The sequence below is a fragment of the Embleya sp. NPDC020630 genome (genome assembly GCF_044334985.1).
Taxonomy (GTDB): domain Bacteria; phylum Actinomycetota; class Actinomycetes; order Streptomycetales; family Streptomycetaceae; genus Embleya.
The window spans coordinates 1007953-1025107 of the sequence record NZ_JBIRUB010000002.1 but is presented as its reverse complement, the minus strand read 5'-3'; the positions used below and the strand labels follow the sequence as shown (position 1 = coordinate 1025107).

Sequence of the window (17155 nt, the reverse complement as noted above, 5' to 3'; positions counted from 1 at the left end):
GTCCCGTCGGGGGGAGCGATCCGAGGCGGGGTGGCCGCGTCGGCGACCGGGGCACCCGGTCGCTCGACAACCGTTTCCGGGCATCGGTCGACGGGCGCGCGACGCGTCGTCGGCCGGGGCGCGAGGGCACTGTCGAGGGGGAAGTCCAGGGATGGCGACGACGACTCGTGGGCACCGGGCGGAGCGCACCGGCGGCCACGGCGCGCCGGGTACGAACCTGGTCGACCGCGTCCGTGCGGCGCTCGATCGCGATGCGGTCGGTGCCCGGGAACAGGGAAACGACGGGCGGCCCTCAGGCTCCACCGATGCGTGGGACGTACGCTCCGACGACTTCTGGTGCACCGTACGGCCGCCGGGCCACGCGGCTCGCGCGCAGGGCTGGAAGATCCATGTCAGCGCGCGGACCGGGGACGCCCCGCATGTGCTCGGCCGGGTGTGCGACGTGTTGTTGCCGCGCCGGGTGGCGTTCAAGTTCGCCGGTGACCTGGAGCGGCTGCGGATGCTCAACTCGCGTGAGGCGGACCGGGCTTCGGCGGGCAAGTTCATCACCGTCTATCCCGACGACGACGAGCAGTTCATGGAACTGGTGGACGCGCTCGACGAGGTCACCCGCGAGCTGACCGGCCCGGGCATCCTCTCCGACCGGCCGTGCCGGCCCGGCAGCGTGGTGCACTACCGCTACGGCGGGTTCGGCCGTCGGGCGGTGCTCGGCAACGACGGCGGCTATCGCGCGGTGCTGACCGATCCCGACGGGTCGGCCGTGGATGACGCCCGGGAGGCGTGGTTCACTCCGCCGTCGTGGGCGCCCGATCCGCTGGTACGACGGGCCCGTTCGGCGCCGGCCGCCGCGTCCGAGCCGGCGCCTCGGCGGGCGGCGGTGCTGATCGGCGGCCGATTCGCGGTCACCTCGGCGCTGCGGCACTCCGCCAAGGGCGGCGTGTTCCTGGGCAAGGACACCATCGACGACACCGACGTCGTGGTCAAGCAGGCCCGCGCGCACATCGAGGTGGACCGCTCCGGGCGGGACGCGTGCGCGGCGCTGCGGCACGAGGCGGTGCTGATGCGGCGACTCGAACACACCGGCGTAACCCCTCGGCACGTCGCGCTGCTCGAAGAGGCCGAGACGATCTTCCTGGCCCAGGAGCGGGTACCGGGCGAGCCGTTGCGTGCCTGGGTGGTCCGGAACGCCGCGGATCCGGGCGTACCGTGGGCACTCGCGCGGCCTCTCGTCGAGGGGCTGATCCGGCTGGTCCGGACCGTGCACGGCGAGGGTCTGGTGATTCGCGACCTGTCGCCGACGAATGTGCTGGTCGGACCGGACGGCGCGCTGCGGCTGGTGGATCTGGAACTGGCCGCCGAGATCGGGGTGTCGGCCGGCGCCGCGGGTACGCCCGGCTATCGGGCGCCGGAGCAGCGGCCGGGCGTCGACGGCAGCCATCGCGCGGATCCCTCAGCCGACCTGTACAGCCTCGGCGGCCTGTTCTTCCTGCTCGCCACCGGCGCCGACCCGGCCCTGCCCGAGGACGTCGGCACCACCCGCGACACGGTGGAACGCCTCGGCGCATGGCTGGAGTTGGCGGCCCGATACGGCGAAACCGCACGGCGCCTGGCCCCGGCGATCCGCGGCCTGTGGCACGAGGACCCGACACAACGCTGGTCGACGGAGCGGGCATCGGCCTTCGCGGCGGGGACGGCGGGCGGGGACGCGGCGGACACGGTCGACGATGCGCGCTCGAGCTCGGGCGACGGGCCGAGCGGTGAGCCGGACGACGGGGCTGCCGCCGGGCCGAACGGCGGGTCGGCCACCGGTTCGCGCTGCGAGCCGAGCGACAGGGCAGCCACGGGGACGAGCGACGGGACGCCTACCGGCGTGGGAAACGTGACGCGCGCACAGTCGGTGGGCCTGTCGGGCGACCGGGTGGGCAGCCGGTCGGACCGCATGACGGCAGACCTGCCGAGCGACGACCCCCGCCGCGAATCGGACCACGCCGTGGGCGCGGTGGACGAACGGTCGGGACTCGTACCGGCAGGGCTGCCGGGCGACGGCCCCCGCCGCGAGTCGGGCCTCGGCGGTGCCGCCGACGGGCGGGCCGGATGTGCCGGGCGGCGGGATGTGCCGGATGGGCCTCGGCCGCATCCGGATACCGAGGGTGACAAGGTGCCGCCGCATCCGCAGCCGCCGGAGGACGATGTGCTGCTTCGGGACGGGCTCGCGCACCTCGTGGCCACGATGACGCCGGGGCGGGTGGATCGGCTGTGGCCGATGACGGCCGGCGCGGCGGCGATGGATCCGTGCAGCGTGCAGTACGGCGCGGCCGGCGTGCTCGGCGTGTTGGCCCGGGCCGCGCACACCACCACGCTCGAACCCCGGCTGCGCTACACCCTGCATCGCGCGGTCGAGGACGGCGCCGCCTGGCTGCGCGATCGGGCCGCGACCGAGCCGGTGGTCCTACCCGGGCTGCACTTCGGGCGTTCCGGCACCGCCTGGGCCCTGCACGACGCGGCGGCGCTGCTCGGCGACGCCGAACTGGCCGCCGGCGCCGCCGACCTCGCCTTACGCGTACCGATCGCCTGGCCCAACCCGGACGTGTGCCACGGCGCCGCCGGGGCCGGTCTGCTCCAGGTCCGGATGTGGCGGGCCACCGGCGACGAACGTTTCCGACAGCGCGTCGTCGCGTGTGCCGACACGCTGCTCGGCGCCGCCCGGCAGGCCGGCGACCTGACCCTGTGGCCCGTACCGCAGGACTTCGACTCGCGCCTCGCCGGCGCCGCGCACCTCGGATTCGCGCACGGCGTCGCCGGGGTCGGCACGTTCCTCCTCGAAGCGGCGCTGGCCACCGGCCGCGAGGGCTACCTCGACGGCGCCCGGGCGGCGGCGCACACCCTCACCCGCACCGTGCGCGTCGACGGCGACGGCGCGTGGTGGCCGCAGGGTCCGGGCGATCCGGCGGGGGTCCGGTTGGCGTACTGGTGCAGCGGCTCGGCCGGCGTCGGTACATTCCTGATCCGGCTGTGGCGGGCCGACCACGATCCGCTCCACCGCGACCTGGCCGAGCGGGCCGGCGCGGCGGCCCATCGTGCCCGGTGGCATTCGGGCACCACCGCGTGCCACGGCCTCGCGGGCAACGGGGAGTTCCTGCTCGACCTCGCCGAGGCGCTGGGCGAGCCGATCCATCGTGCGCGGGCCGCCGAACTCGCCGATCAGCTGCGGGTGCGGACCGCGATCGTCGACGGCCTGCGGGTGCCGGCCGACGAAAGCGCCACGGGTGTGTCCGCCTCGTACGGCACCGGCACCGCCGGTGTCCTCGGCTTCCTGCTCCGGCTCCGCCATGGCGGAGCGCGGTTGTGGTTGGACGGTGAGGAAGCGTGAGCACCATGGTGTCGACTCGACCGCTGCGCCGGATCAGTTGGTCGTTCGCGGTCGACGGCGGGCACGCCACGTGCCTGGCCACGCCGGGCGACGGCACGTGGCGGGTGGAGTCGTGGTCGTTGCGGCCGGGACGGGCCAGTGGCGCGATCCCGGTCGGCACCGGTGCGCCCGAGCGGCTGCACACGCAGTTGCTCGCCCTCCCCGACGGTCGGGTACTGGCCTGCCGACACGAGCCCGGGCGGCACGAGTTGGTCCTGCTCGAAGCCGACGACGCGGGCAGCGAACGGCACTTGGCCATGGTCCGGCTGCCGGGCCTGCGGCTGCTCCCCTACCCCGGTACGGACGCCCTCGCCCTCGCCCTCGGGGCGGACACGTCCCCGTCGACGACGGTGTGGCTGGTCCGTGAGGACGGGCGGTTGGACCCCGTCGCCGAGTTGTCGGGGCTGTACAGCGGCGGGGTCTGGCTCGACCCGGACGGCGGCCGACTCGCCCTGGACAGGGTGCGCGACGGCCGGGTCAAGACGGTCGAGCTCGACCTGGAGACGGCGACGGTACGCCCGTTCCTGGAGCTGACCGACGAGAGCAACGACCGGCTCCTGCTCGCCGATCCGGTCGGCGGCCTGCTGGTGATCGCGAGCGACGCGCCGGGGTCGGACCGGCTCGGCTGGATCCGGCTGCCCGCCGATCGCACGCAGGCGCCGGGCCGGGTGCGGTTTCCCGAGGTCGTACACCTGCCCGATGCGCAGGTGCGCCCGATCGCGATCGCGCCGGACGGCCGCCGGGTGGCGATCCAGCTCGACCGGGGGGCGATCTCGCGGCTGGCCGTATGGACCCCGGAGGATGGCGAGCTGATCGAGGCGGCCACGCCGGACGGGTGCCTGGGCGCGGTCGGCCGGTGGACCGAACAGGGGTTGCGGATCCCGTTCTCCGCGCCGGATCGGCCCAGTTGCCTGGCCCGGCTCGACCCGTACCGGCCGGGGTCGTGGCGCCAGGACGGCGAACCGGGCCCGTTCGTCGGCTTCGACGACGCGGACCGGCCCCAGTGGCGGCCGGCCCATCTGGAACTGCTGGTCGGCGGGACCGGTCCGGTCGAGTCGATCGTCTACGGCGGCCCCGACTGGCGGTGCGCCGAGCACGTCCTGCTCGCCCTGCACGGCGGCCCGGCGGCGGCGTGGCGGTTCGAGTTCGACCCGCTGCTGCAACGGCTCGCGGCGGCGGGCATCGCGGTGGTGGCGCCGAACCAGCGCGGCAGTACCGGATACGGCGCCCGCTTCGCCCGCGAGCTGCACGGCGCGTGGGGCGGCCCGGATCTGGCCGACGTCACCGCGATCGGCCGCACCCTGGCCGCCGAGCGGGCCGCCTTCGGCCGCGCGCCGGCCGCCCTGTTCGGGGTCAGCTACGGGGCCTACCTCGCGCTGCTCGCCGCGTCGTTCGCGCCGAGTGCGTGGTCGCGCTGCCTCGCGGTCGCGCCGTTCCTGTCCGGGCCGAGGTTGATCGCCGAGGCGTCGCTGCCGATCCGCGCGCTGATGACCCGGCTCGGCGGGGACACCGAATACGTCGACGACCAGGGTCCGCGCGACGTGCTCGCGGTGTGCGAACGCATCGCCGTACCGCTGCTGTTCGTGCACGGTGACCGGGACGACACCATCCCCGTCGGCCAGTCCAGGGCGCTGCGCCACACGCTGCTCGCGCACGGCCGGGTCGAGGGCGCCGACTTTCGTTATCTGGAGCTTCCCGGTCTCGGCCATGAGGCCCTGGCCGGGGATGGGGCGCCCGAACTCCACGCCCACCTCACCGGTTTCCTGCAAACCGGCCGGGTGTGACGACAGGAGGGAATCGCCCCGCACCACCCGTCGCGGGCAACCGCTCGCGGCGGCGGCACGTCCCGAAGGAGATTCACCATGGAGCACATCGAAACCGACCTCGCCGCGTTGCAGCAGCTTCCCGAGACCGAGTCGGTCGAGTTGGGCGGGCACGGCGGCAACGGGTGTCAGTTCACCTGTCTGCTGATCACCTGCCTGCTCTTCACGATCAACTAGCGCACCGGGTCCGGGACGCGGATCCGGTACCGGACTCGGCACCCGGATTCGGTAGACGGTCCCCGCAGCCGAACTCGACGGCCGGACGCGGTTCGCGGGCACGATCGGTCGCGCTCGTGAGACCGGTCGACGCTTCGGTCGGGTCGGCAGGTTGTTCGACAAGTACGAACCCGGGACCGGGAGTTCCTGCCGGAATCAGGAGCTCCCGGTCACCGGGCCCAGTTCAGCATCGCAATCCGGGCGACCGACGCCCAGGGGGCACGCCGCTCGCGCGCGTTTTTCCCCCGCGACGGCGAGGGCGGGAGCGGGGGCGCGGCTGCCGCGCCGGTTCGCTGCGCTCGACGGTCCGCGCATCCGAGGAGGCACGCCGTGGTCGACGTCCCGATAGCCGCGCAGGCGCTCCCGGCGGGCGCGCTGACACCGACGCCGAAACCGGCGTCGGCGCCGACGGATCGCACCGGCACCGGGGTGCGCGGCGCGCTGCGGGTGGCGCCCGGGGCGACGGTGACCCTCGCGCTCGCCGTCCCGGCCGGATCGATCGCCGCGCTGTTGTTGCCGGCGGCGGTGGCCGGGTCGGTGGACGCGGTGGTGCGGGGCGACTTGGCCTCGGGGCCGACCGTACGGCTGATCGCCGTCCTGGTCCTCGGCCTGCTGGCCGGGCTGCTCGCGGAGATCGCCGGTCCGGGGCTGGCCGCCGAACTCACCGCGCGCCTGCGCCGCCGGCTCGCCGTGCACGTCACCGACCTGGGCACCGGGTCGCGGAATCCTTTTCCCGCCGGCGACGTCACCTCGCGCCTGGTCGGCGCCGCGCCCGACGCGGCCGGGCTCGTCCCGTCGCTGCTCGGCACGCTCGGCGCACTGGTCACCTCGCTCGGCGGCATCGTCGCGCTGGCCCTGATCGATCCGTGGCTCGCGGTCGGCTTCCTGGGCGGGCTGCTGCCGGGGCTGCTCGTGGTGCGGGTGTTCATGGCCCGCGCGACCGACCTGTTCACTCGATACCAGGCGGTACAGGGCGGGTTGGCCGGCCGGTTGACCGACGCGCTCGCGGGGGCGCGGACGATCCGCGCGTGCGGCACGCGTGATCGGGAGATCGCCCGGATCCTGGCCCCGCTGCCGGAGCTCTCGGCCGCCGGGCACGGCCTGTGGCGGGCCCAACGCAGCGCCGTCGCACAGGTGTTGCTGCTCGCGCCGATGGTCGAGCTGACGGTGCTCGCGACGGCGGGGTGGTTGCTCGCCGAGGGGCGGATTCCCCCGGGGCAGTTGGTCGCGGCGGCCGGATACGCGGCGCTGGGTCTGGGGTTCCTGGAGCAGGTGGAGGCGCTGGTCGGGGTGGCGCATGCCCGTGCGGGGCGGGTACGGGCGGCCGAGTTGCTGGCGGTCGAACCCGCCGGGTACGGCACCGCACGCACTCTGCCGCCGGGGGGCGGCGAACTGGTCTTCCGGGGGGTGCGGGTGCGGGCAGCCGACTCGGCCGGGGGGCGGGTGGTGCTCGACGGGATCGACCTGACGGTGCCGGCGGGGGCGTGTGTGGCGCTGGTGGGGGCGTCCGGGTCGGGCAAGTCGACGCTGGCGGCGCTGGCGGGGCGGCTGCGCGAGCCGGACGAGGGCGAGGTGCTGCTCGACGGGCTGCCGGTGACACGCTTGGCGCGCGGCGAGTTGCGGCGGGGGGTCGCGTACGCGTTTCCGTGCCCGGTCCTGGTGGGCGCCGATCTGGCGGAGGCGCTGGCGTACGGCCGGCCCGGGGCGGATCCGGAGGCGGTGACCGGGGCGGCCCGGATGGCCTACGCGGACGACTTCGTCCGCCGACTGCCGGCCGGCTACGCGACCCGGATCGACGGCCTGGCGCTGTCCGGCGGCGAGGTGCAACGGCTCGGTCTGGCACGCGCGTTGGTCCAGGACGCGCGGGTCCTGGTGCTGGACGACGCGACCAGCGGCCTGGACACGGTCACCGAACACCACATCCACGAGGCCTTCCGCACGGGCCTCGCCGACCGCACCCGAATCGTCGTCGCCCACCGCGCCACGGCCGCGGCCGACGCCGACTTCGTGGCCTGGCTCGAATCCGGCCGCATCAAGGCCCTCGGCCCACACACGGAACTGTGGAACGACCCGGCATACCGCGCGGTATTCACGAGGGAGGAGCGGACGTGACGGGGGATGGGGTCGGGGCCGACACCCGAGCCGGAGCCGAGCCCGAGACGTGGACGGGGGCCTCGTCGGGGTCCTGGGCCGGGCCCGAGGTCGGGGTCGAGTCCCGGACCGGCGACCGGGTCGGGGCGGACATCACGACCGGGCCCGAGGTCGATGCCCCCGTGGCGACCGCCGGTGGGTCCCGGCCTCGGGGCGCGATCGGGTCTTGCAGCGAGGGCTCGGTCGGGGGGCGGAGTGGTGAGTGGGCCTGGTGTTCGGCGGTGTCCGTGCACGCGACGCGAATGGTCAAACCACGCGCGAGCGCCGCGCGGCCGACGGCGAATGCCGCCGACGACAGGACGGAATCCGGCGAACGGGCCGGGGCCGAAGGGGGAAGCCGGATGACGGACGACGACCACGACGGGCCGACGGACCGCCGCCGACGGGTGGTGGTCCCGATCTGGGACCTGGGCGGCCTTCCCGCCGAGCCGGCCAAGCGCGCCACCGCTTCCGACGAGGGCGACCGCGAGCCGCCCCGGGCCACGGAGACCCGATCCGCCCGCCGCCTGGTGGTGTGGTCGGGCACCACGCCGGAGGTCGCCCAGACCCCGATCCGGGTCGACCCGGACGAATCACCCGATCGTCCGGGCCGCCGACGAGCGCCCCGCCCCGGCCGCCTACACCACGCAGCGGCGCCGCGTCGGGACGCCGACGAGGAGCCAGGGCCGGACGAGGCACCGCCAACGCCGGCAAACGGAGGCGGGCGGCGAATCCTGCGCACCGGCCGACGACGCGAGGCGGCGGTATCGAAGCCGGGCACCGACGACGCACCGGTCCCCTCGGAATCGAGCCCCGCCGCCACGCGGGCCGACGTACAGAACCCACCGAACAGGCAAGCTCGGCGCCGCCTCCTGCACACCGGCCGACGCCTGGGCCCGGATGGCTCGACACTCGACCCGACGCCGACGGACTCCACGCATACCGCCCCGGAAGTCCCGCTCGGCCGCCCGCAGGCCGACGCCCGACCGGCGGCAGCGGTACCGGAGCCGCGCCACGAGGACGGCTCAGCCTCCGAAGCAAAGCCCACGCCGACCGACCCGGCACCGCTTCCGCCCGATGCCCCCGCGCGCAAACCCCGTCGTCATCGGCGCGTGGGCCGTGCCCCGGCCCCGGATCCGGCTCGGGCCGAGGACGCCGACCGCCCGACACCCGCCCGACGCAGCGGCGGCCGACGCCGCAAGCCGCGTAGACAATCGGCACGCGGCCTCCGAAACGCGCTTGCGCGCAACGCGCTTCCCGAAGATCGACCCACCGCACCGCTCGACGACGGCTCGGCTCCTTCCTTCCCGCCACCGGACGCCGCCCCCCTAGCAACGCCCCGGTCCGCGGCGGCCGGCGCTCTCGATCCGTCGGACGGCGTTCGCGACGAGGAAGACGCGCAGCCGCTCGCCCTCCCCGCGCCGAACCGACCAAACCGCCTGAACCGCCCGGACGGACCGAACCGCCCGCACGAATCCGGGCGCACAGCCACGCCCGACGACCCCGCGTGGGCCGAGCCCGGCGGCGACCGGTCGAGCCGGACCCAGGGCCCCGATCCGGCATCACATGATCCGAGCGAAGCAATCGGCGGCACGGCAGCGCCCCACGCGGCAACGCCCGACCCTGCCGTGCCGCTCGGGGCAGATGCCGCGCCGACGCCGCCCCCGGGCGCGACCACCCCCGAGCGCCGAAGGCGACACAGCGCCGGCCCCTACGGCGGCGGACTGCGCGCTGGGCGGGCGTTGTTGGCAGACGCGTTGCGGGAGCGGCGGGCGGCGTTGGGGCGGGTCCTGGGGTGGTCGGTGGCCGAGGGAGTGCCGGCGTTGTTGTCGGGGGCGCTACTGGCCGCCGCGCTCGATCGTGGGTTCCTGGTCGGGCGGCTCGGCGTGGGGTTCGTGCTCTTGGGCGTACTCGCGCTGGCGATGCTGATTCGGGCCGCCGCCACCTACGCGATGTTCCCGCATCTGGCTGACGTGGTGGAGCCGTTCCGGGACACCCTGGTCCGTCGGGTGGTGACCTCGGCGGTCCTCGACGCGACGTCGGGACGGCCGGACGCGGGCCGGGACGCCGACGCGGCGGTGGCCCGGCTCACCGAGCAGGTGGAGAGTTGCCGCAATCTGACCGCCTCGCTCCTGCGCACGCTGCGCCAGCTCGGCGTGACCATCGTCGCCGCCCTGCTCGGACTCGCCCTCCTCGCCCCCGTGTTGCTCCCGCTCGTGCTGATCCCGCTCGCCCTCGCGACCTGGTTGTTCGTCCGCCTGCTGCCCCCGCTGGCCAGGCGACGGCGCAACCTCGTACTCGCCGACGAGCGCATCGCGATCCGCACCGCCCACACCGTGGCCGGGCTCCGGGACGTGGTGGCCTGCGGCGCCCAGGATCGGGTGGCCGCCGAGATCGGCGCCGCCGCCGATGCCCAGGCCCGCGCGACCGGGCTGCTCGCGCGCGCCTCGTCCCTACGCCTGCTCGCGGTCGCCCTGGGCGGCCAACTCCCGCTGCTGGCCGTATTGATCGCGGCCCCGTGGCTGGTCCGCGAAGGCATGCTCAGCACCGGCGAGGTGGCGGGCGCCGCGCTCTATCTGGCCCAGCACCTGGAGCCCGCCGTACGCGCCGCGACCGCGACCGTGGGCGGCTGGTTGCTGGAACTCCTCGTGGTCGCCGGGCGGTTGGCCCAAACGGCGGCCCCGGCCCCGGCGACTCCCGCCGCGACGGCCCCGAACACGACAGGCCCCACCCGACTCCCGTCACCCGCCACCGCCCCCGGCCCCCTCGTCCTCGACCGCGTCACCTTCGCCTACGGCCCCTTCGCCGAACCGGTGGTCCGCGACCTGTCGATGACCCTCGACGCCGGTTCGCACCTGGCCGTCGTCGGCCCCAGCGGGATCGGCAAGTCCACCCTCGCGGCGCTGCTCGCCGGCCTGCTGACGCCCGATCAGGGCACCGTGTCGCTGGCCGGCCGCCCGCTCGCCGCGCACCCAGAAGCCGCGCTGCGGAACACGATCGCGGTGGTCCCGCAGGAGGCGTACGTCTTCGCCGGCTCCGTCCACGAGAACCTGAGCTACCTCGACCCCGACGTCTCCCGGTCCGACCTCGACCGCGCGGTGCGCCTGGTCGGTGCCGCCGAACTGGTCGCCCGGCTCGGCGGCTACGAGGCCCGCCTCGCCGACCCGGGCACGTTGTCCGCGGGCGAGCGCCAACTGATCGCGCTGGCCCGGACGTACCTCTCCCCCGCCCGCTTCGTCATCCTCGACGAGGCCACCTGCCACCTGGACCCGCCCGCCGAGGCGCTGGCCGAGGCCGCGTTCGCGACGCGCGCGGGCGCGCTGGTGGTGATCGCGCACCGGATCGACTCGGCCCGCCGCGCGGACCGCATCCTGCTCATGGACGGCAACCGGCCGATCCCGGGCACCCACCACGAACTACTCGCCCGCGCACCGCTGTACCGCGACCTGGTCGGCGCGTGGGAGCACCGCCCCACCGACGCCGGCGGCTGGTTCGAGAAGCCGACGAAGCCGACCAGGATCACGGAGGGCGCACCGCCCCGGACCTGACCCAGGGTCAGCCCGCGTACCCGTCGAGGATCTCCTTGAAGCCGTACGGCACATGCGGCCCGAAGAACAACTGCTCCACCACCCCGACCCCGACCCGGCCCGCGCCGGTCAGTTCGGTCACCCGGATCACCTGCTGCTGGTGCTGGCGGTCGAACCGGAGCGGGTCCACCTTGTCCAACTCCCAGCTCTCGTAGCCGACCTTCAGCTCCCCCTGCCAGACCCCGTGCCCCCACTCCGGGTGCAGATAGCCGAGCCCGGCGAGCAGCCCGCGCGCGCCGATCGGCTCGATCCGGTACGCGAACGGCTCCCCGTTCTCGTCCGTCATGTGGAACTCGCCGCCCTCGATCCGCCGCGTGCCCGGCACCCATGTGAGCGCGTGCCGATGCGGCGTCAGCGTGGCGAACGCGGGCTCGTCCTCGGGCAGCGGTACGGCGGCCGGGTCCGGGGCCGCGCCCAGCGGCGTGGCCGCCACCCGCTTGCCGTCCACGTGGTACATCCGCCCGTCCGCGCGCTCGAACGAGGCCCACAGGCTGACCTCGTCGGCCCAGTGGATCGGCGTCCACAACCACAACATCGGGTTGAACGGCTTGGGCGCGCCCTCCTCGCGCTCGCCGACCGGGCGTACGCCCCACGAGCGGTCGCGGGTGCCGAGCGTGGTCGCCGGGTCGATCTCGAGCACTCGGCCACCGGGCAGCGTGATGGTGCCCGACCAGACGCCGAGCTGGGTCAGCCGGGTCGAGTCCATGATCACGTGGTGGCCGTTGCGGGTGGTGGTGCGCTCCTCCTCGATCGCCGCGGCGCGCGCGGTGAACGTCAGGTCGCAGCCGAGGCCGTGCTCGTTCGGCTCGACGTACAGGCGCAGCACCTTCAGCGGTGTGCGTACCTCGATGCCGAACGGGCCGACGGTGAGGTCGAATCGGTCCAGCGGCGCCCGCCGGGACGCGTGCAGGCTGTGCTGGACGCCGTCGATCCCGATCGTGAAGTGCGCGTCGGCGACGAACCGGTTCGGGTACAGGCCGTGCGAGGCGGCGAAGTAGAACCCGCCGTCGCGGTCGTAGCCGTTGAACCAGTAGCGGTCGTAGGCGTTGCGGTCCGAGGTGGCGGGTGTGGCCACCGGCTCGGGGGTCTGGTGGATCGGGAAGTCGTCGGCGGAGGTCAGCACGGGGAACCCCTTCTCGGTGCGGCCCGAGAGGCGACCCTCGCGGCACGACACGTGTCAACGGTGCGGGCGAAAGGCGGGGCCGGAGGTGATGGCGCCACCTCCGGCCCCGCGCTTCGGAGTCAGCGCGGGTCGCGCTTGAGGAACAGCAGGTCGTCCGCGGTGTAGCCGGCACCGAGCTTGCGGTCGGCGTAGTGCGCGGAGAGCACCTGGTCCAGCTCCTCCGGCGTGAAGGTGGCCTGCTTGGAGTCGAACTTGGCCTGGAGGGTGGGGCGTTCGATCACCGCGACGAAGCCGCCGTGCACCACGAACGCCTGCCCGGTGACCTGTTCGGCGGCCGGGCTGGCCAGGTACGCGACCAGCGGCGCGACGTGCTCGGGCGCCAGCGGGTCCAGCTCGCCCTCGGCCAGCGCGCCCGCGCTCTCCCCGAACACGTGCGTGGTCATGCTCGTACGCGCCCGCGGGCAGATCACGTTGGCCCGTACGCCGTACTTGACCAGCGCGTTGGCGGTGGACATGGTCAGGCCGACGATCGCCGACTTGGCGGCGGCGTAGTTCGGCTGCCCGGCCGAACCGGCCAGCCACGCCTCGGACGCGGTGTTGATCACCCGCGCGTACACCGCGCCGCCGGTCGCCTTGGACTTCTCCCGCCAGTACTTCGAGGCGTGGTGGGTGGTGTTGAAGTGGCCCTTGGCGTGCACCGCCAGGACCGAGTCCCACTCCTGCTCCGTCATCGAGAAGATCATCCGGTCGCGCAGGATGCCCGCGTTGTTGACCACGATGTCGATCGAGCCGAAGGTGTCGATCGCGAGCTGTATCAGTTTGCCGGCCGCGTCGAAGTCGGAGACGTCGCCGCGGTGCGCGGCCGCCTTGCCGCCGGCCGCGACGATCTCGGCGACGACGTCGTCGGCGGGGTTGGGGCTGCCTTCGGGGGCGAAGTCGTTGATCACAACGGCCGCGCCCTGCTTCGCGAGTTCGAGGGCTTCGGCGCGGCCGAGGCCGCGACCGGCGCCGGTGACTACGGCGACCTTGCCATCCAGCGACGTGGTCATGCGGATTCTCCCGTGGGGTCGGTGGCTTTGCCGCGGTCGCGTGTGGGTTGGCTCGGGCATTGGTCTGCCCACCCGCCCACCCGGGGTGTCGGGTGGGCGGGGTGCGGATTACGGCGCCGCTTGTTGTGAGCTTGTGGGTGCTGCCGGGTGCTGCGGGGTGCTGCGGGGTGGTGCCGGGCGCTCTCGGTGTGCTTCGTCAGAGGGTGACGATGGTGCGGATCGACTCGCCGCTCTTCATCAGGTCGAACGCGTCGTTGATGTCGGCGAGGGTGAGGCGGTGGGTGATCATCGCCTCCAGGTCGAGCCGACCGGCGCGCCACAACTTGGTGATCCGCTCGTACTCGGAGACGATGTCGCCGCCGCCGTAGATGCTGCCGATGATGCGCTTCTGGTCGAAGAACAGCTCGAACATGTTGAACGAGACGTTGTCGTCCATCGCGCCCGCGCCGACGATGATCACGTCGCCGCCGCGCCGGGTGAGCTCGTACGCGCTGCGGGCGGTGAACGACTTGCCGACCACCTCGAAGACGTAGTCGAAGCCCTGGCCGGCGGTCAGGTCGCGCTTGGCGTCGGCGGCCTGGTCCGGGGTGATCGCGTGCGTGGCGCCGAACTTCTTCGCCCACACGTGCTTGGACTCGGCCGGGTCGATCGCCACGATGTCGGCGGCACCGGCCGCGCGCAGGCCCTGGATCACCGCGATGCCGACGCCGCCGGCGCCGATCACCGCACAGGACGCGCCCGGCTGGATCCGCGCGCTGTTGAACACCGCGCCGACGCCGGTGGTGACGCCGCAGCCGATCAGCGCCGCGATCTCGTAGGGCACGTCGTCGGCGACCTTGACGGCGCACGGCGCGGCGACGACGACCTCCTCGGCGAATGTGCCGGTGCCGGTGAAGCCGTACGACGGGGTGCCGCCGAAGGTGAAGTTCTGGTTGCCCGCGTTCATGAACCCGGCCAGGCACAGGTTGGACTGGCCGCCGCGGCAGTAGTTGCAGGCGCCACACGGCGGCGCCCAGCAGATGATGACGCGGTCGCCGACCGCGACGCTGCTCACGCCGTCGCCGACCTCGACCACCTCGCCGGCGCCCTCGTGGCCGGGTACGAACGGCGCGGGCTGGGGCAGGACCCCGGTCATCGCGGACAGGTCCGAGTGGCACACACCGGTCGCGTGCAGCTTGACCCGCACGCGCCCCGGGCCCATGCCCACCGCCTCGACGTCGTCACGAACGTCGAGCTTGTCCTGGCCGGTCTCGTGCAGAACCGCTGCGCGCATGGGGGCTCCTCGTCTTTCCTGCACCAATACTTGGCCCGGTCAAGAACTATAACGTGTTCCTGTTTTGACTCAAGACCAATGACACGGTCAAGGTATCCGCCCCTGCTGCGGGACGAAAGGCATGCAGCTCCCCCAACGAGACCTCACCCCTGTACGTCACATCACATGGCAGCCCGGCGGCGGAACAAAAGGGGACCGGAGGCAGGAACGCCGGAGGACGGCGACGCCGACGGTACGGCGTTGGCCCGGCTGTCGACCGCGCGCGGGACGGTACTCAAGGGCGACGCGTACCCGCAGTGCGGCGACGCGCCGCTCGCGGAGGACCTCGTCCGGGAGGCGCCGGCGCGGGCACTGGGCACCCGACAGGCCCGGTCGGTGGAGCATCCGGAGTCCTACGTCCGCACGGCGATCCTGAACCCGGTGATGGACGGCACACGCCTGAGCACCCGCCGGCTGCGGGTCCGGCCGCTTTTCGCGATTTTTCCGGCTCGCCGCGGTGATGACCGCCTACGGAGAGGCGGACCAACCGCTTCCCCCGGACAGCCCTCTGCTGCTCGTCGAGACCGGGGTCGAGGAGCGCCGGCCTCCGGCCGGGTGAGCAGCGGCGATCCAGTCCCGACCCGGTGCCCGGCGCGGCCTTCCGCGCCGGGCCCGTGGCGCGCCGTCAGGCGCTGTACTCCACCACCGTGTCGGAGAGCACGATCGCCTCGTCGCGCTCGACGGCGCAGGTGTTGATCAGCAGCTTCCCGTCCTCTTCCCAGACCCGCACCCGCATCGTCTCGCCGGGGAAGAAGATGCCCGCGAACTTGGTGCGGTAGCGCTTGACCCGCGAGACGTCGCCGCCCAGGACGTTGTCCACGACGGCCTTCAGGGTCAGCCCGTACGAGCACAGGCCGTGCAGGATCGGGGTGTCGAAGCCGGCCGCCTTGGCGAAGTCCGGGTCGGCGTGCAGCGGGTTCCAGTCGCCGGACAGGCGGTACAGGAGCGCCTGGTCGGCGCGGGTGGCCACATCGATCGTGTGGTCGGCCGGGCGCTCCGGCACATCGATCTTCGTCGCCGGCCCGCGCTCGCCGCCGAAGCCGCCCTCGCCCCGGACGAAGATCTCGGCGCGGGAGTCGTACAGCTTGGTGCCGTCCTCGAGCTCGGCCGACGATTCGAGCACGATCACCGCGGCCTTGCCCTTGTCGAACACGTCGGCCACCCGGCTGGTCGCCTTGACGCCCTTGGCCTTGGCAGGCAGCGGGTTGTGCACCACGATCTCCTGGCCGCCGTGCAGCACCGCGCGCAGGTTGATGTCGATGCCGGGCAGCGAGGAGAGGCTGCCGCCGACCTTGGTGCCGGCCACGGTCGCGAACGTGGGCAGCACGTGCAGGTTCTTCTCGTACGTGTAGCGCAACTCGTCCGCGCCGGTGGCGGGCGTGCCCGCGCCCAGGCCCAGGTGGTAGAGGATCACGTCCTTGTTCGACCAGGCGATCTCACCCGTGCGGGGCTCTGCTCCGGTGGCCTTCGCGGCGTCGATCGGCATGGCGTCTCCTCTGGTGTGGCTGTGATGATGACCGGTGACTCGGGCTGCGATGGCGCCGACCCCCCGGGCCGCGCCACCCGCCCAAAACTAGAACTCGTTCTTTTTACATGCAATGATCGGCCATTCGCCCGGCTGCGGCCGGGATCACGTCACCCCGGGAGCCGTCATGACCGCCGCCGCCCCCGAAGCCTCGGACGCCGCCGAGCCGCCGCCCGTACCGGCCGACGTACTGCGCGAGTTGCGCCTGACCTGGACGCCGCGTCCGGACCCCGACAGCGCGGGCCGCGCGGCCCGACACCGCCTGGCCGAGGCGACCCGCCGCCTGATCGAGGCGGTGAAGACGGTCGACCCGCACGACGCCGAGGCCATGCTCGAAAGCGTAGCTGACGATGTATCAGATTTGGCGGATCGCATCGCCGCATTGACCCGTGTGGGCGAGCGCAAACCGACCTCGCGCGACCTGGCCCTGCACGAGCGCAGCCCGTTCATCGGCGCCGCGAACCCGATCGCCCCGCCGATGTCGATTACCGGCGACGGTCCGCTGGTGCGCGCGCACGCGACGTTCGGCGCCGCGTTCGAGGGCCCGTACGGGCGGGTGCACGGCGGCATCGTGGCGGCGGCGTTCGACGAGGTGATGGGCTGCGCCCAGTCCGGCGCGGGGGCGCTCGGGATGACCGTGTCGCTGACCGTGCGGATGCGGCGGGCGACGCCGCTGTACACGCGGATCGACTACGAGGCGGGCGTCACCCGGGTCGAGGGCCGCAAGGCGTGGGTCACGGCGCGCTCGTACGCCGGGGGCGAACTGGTTGCGGACGCGGAGGCGTTGTTCATCCGAGCGGCGCGGGCCTGAGGCGGGGCGGGGCGGGGCGGGGCCGGGCCGTCGGGATGGGTCCGGCGCGCGGGGGCGGGGCGGGCCTGCGTCGGGCCGGTCGATCACGCGAGACGGCGTCGGGGGGGGGCGCCCCCGTACCCCCCCCCCCCCGGGGCCAACCCAACAGAAACCCCCCGCCCCCCGGGCCC

At 73.9% G+C, this 17155-nt stretch carries 10 protein-coding genes; 6 read left to right on the top strand and 4 right to left on the bottom strand.

What is annotated here, in order from left to right; all coding sequences use genetic code 11:
• Window positions 1-151: 151 nt before the first annotated feature.
• The 5 genes from ACH4XV_RS10610 to ACH4XV_RS10590 all read left to right on the top strand — a co-directional run bounded on the left by ACH4XV_RS10610 (window position 152) and on the right by ACH4XV_RS10590 (window position 11126).
• Window positions 152-3370 carry a lanthionine synthetase LanC family protein gene (locus ACH4XV_RS10610; protein ID WP_395788347.1) on the top strand — a complete coding sequence of 1073 codons (3219 nt, stop codon included), beginning with the start codon at window positions 152-154 and terminating at the stop codon, window positions 3368-3370.
• A 5-nt stretch (window positions 3371-3375) separates the two neighbouring features.
• A complete protein-coding gene (locus ACH4XV_RS10605; RefSeq protein ID WP_395788682.1) occupies window positions 3376-5193 on the top strand; it encodes an alpha/beta fold hydrolase in 1818 nt (605 codons plus the stop codon).
• Window positions 5194-5271: 78 nt separating this feature from the next.
• Entirely contained in the window at window positions 5272-5409 is a 138-nt protein-coding gene (locus ACH4XV_RS10600) for a VenA family class IV lanthipeptide (RefSeq protein ID WP_379995868.1), read from the top strand.
• Window positions 5410-5778: 369 nt separating this feature from the next.
• Window positions 5779-7560, top strand: a complete 1782-nt coding sequence (locus ACH4XV_RS10595; RefSeq protein ID WP_395788345.1) for an ABC transporter ATP-binding protein — start codon at window positions 5779-5781, stop codon at window positions 7558-7560.
• 1646 nt (window positions 7561-9206) lie between these two features.
• Window positions 9207-11126 carry an ATP-binding cassette domain-containing protein gene (locus ACH4XV_RS10590; RefSeq protein WP_395788343.1) on the top strand — a complete coding sequence of 640 codons (1920 nt, stop codon included), beginning with the start codon at window positions 9207-9209 and terminating at the stop codon, window positions 11124-11126.
• Between the two features lie 7 nt (window positions 11127-11133).
• Here the strand turns inward: ACH4XV_RS10590 and ACH4XV_RS10585 are convergent, their stop codons facing one another.
• From ACH4XV_RS10585 to ACH4XV_RS10570, 4 genes are all read right to left on the bottom strand, one after another.
• A complete protein-coding gene (locus ACH4XV_RS10585; protein WP_395788341.1) occupies window positions 11134-12288 on the bottom strand; it encodes a hypothetical protein in 1155 nt (384 codons plus the stop codon).
• 119 nt (window positions 12289-12407) lie between these two features.
• Window positions 12408-13337, bottom strand: a complete 930-nt coding sequence (locus tag ACH4XV_RS10580; protein ID WP_078975047.1) for a 3-oxoacyl-ACP reductase — start codon at window positions 13335-13337, stop codon at window positions 12408-12410.
• A gap of 196 nt (window positions 13338-13533) precedes the next feature.
• A complete protein-coding gene (locus ACH4XV_RS10575) occupies window positions 13534-14610 on the bottom strand; it encodes a Zn-dependent alcohol dehydrogenase (protein ID WP_379995859.1) in 1077 nt (358 codons plus the stop codon).
• Window positions 14611-15274: 664 nt separating this feature from the next.
• Entirely contained in the window at window positions 15275-16135 is an 861-nt protein-coding gene (locus ACH4XV_RS10570; protein ID WP_395788338.1) for a MaoC/PaaZ C-terminal domain-containing protein, read from the bottom strand.
• 166 nt (window positions 16136-16301) lie between these two features.
• On the opposite strand from ACH4XV_RS10570, the gene ACH4XV_RS10565 reads away from it, so the two are divergent.
• Complete coding sequence (locus ACH4XV_RS10565) at window positions 16302-16985, top strand: PaaI family thioesterase (protein WP_395788336.1); 684 nt, start codon at window positions 16302-16304, stop codon at window positions 16983-16985.
• Window positions 16986-17155: the final 170 nt, after the last annotated feature.

What these genes read in the sequence shown, in the direction of transcription:
- ACH4XV_RS10610 (WP_395788347.1), top strand. Translation starts at nt 152, where the DNA reads ATGGCGACGACGACTCGTGGGCACCGGGCGGAGCGCACCGGCGGCCAC.
- ACH4XV_RS10605 (WP_395788682.1), top strand. Translation starts at nt 3,376, where the DNA reads ATGGTGTCGACTCGACCGCTGCGCCGGATCAGTTGGTCGTTCGCGGTC.
- ACH4XV_RS10600 (WP_379995868.1), top strand. Translation starts at nt 5,272, where the DNA reads ATGGAGCACATCGAAACCGACCTCGCCGCGTTGCAGCAGCTTCCCGAG.
- ACH4XV_RS10580 (WP_078975047.1), bottom strand. Translation starts at nt 13,337, where the DNA reads ATGACCACGTCGCTGGATGGCAAGGTCGCCGTAGTCACCGGCGCCGGT.
- ACH4XV_RS10575 (WP_379995859.1), bottom strand. Translation starts at nt 14,610, where the DNA reads ATGCGCGCAGCGGTTCTGCACGAGACCGGCCAGGACAAGCTCGACGTT.
- ACH4XV_RS10570 (WP_395788338.1), bottom strand. Translation starts at nt 16,135, where the DNA reads ATGCCGATCGACGCCGCGAAGGCCACCGGAGCAGAGCCCCGCACGGGT.
- ACH4XV_RS10565 (WP_395788336.1), top strand. Translation starts at nt 16,302, where the DNA reads ATGACCGCCGCCGCCCCCGAAGCCTCGGACGCCGCCGAGCCGCCGCCC.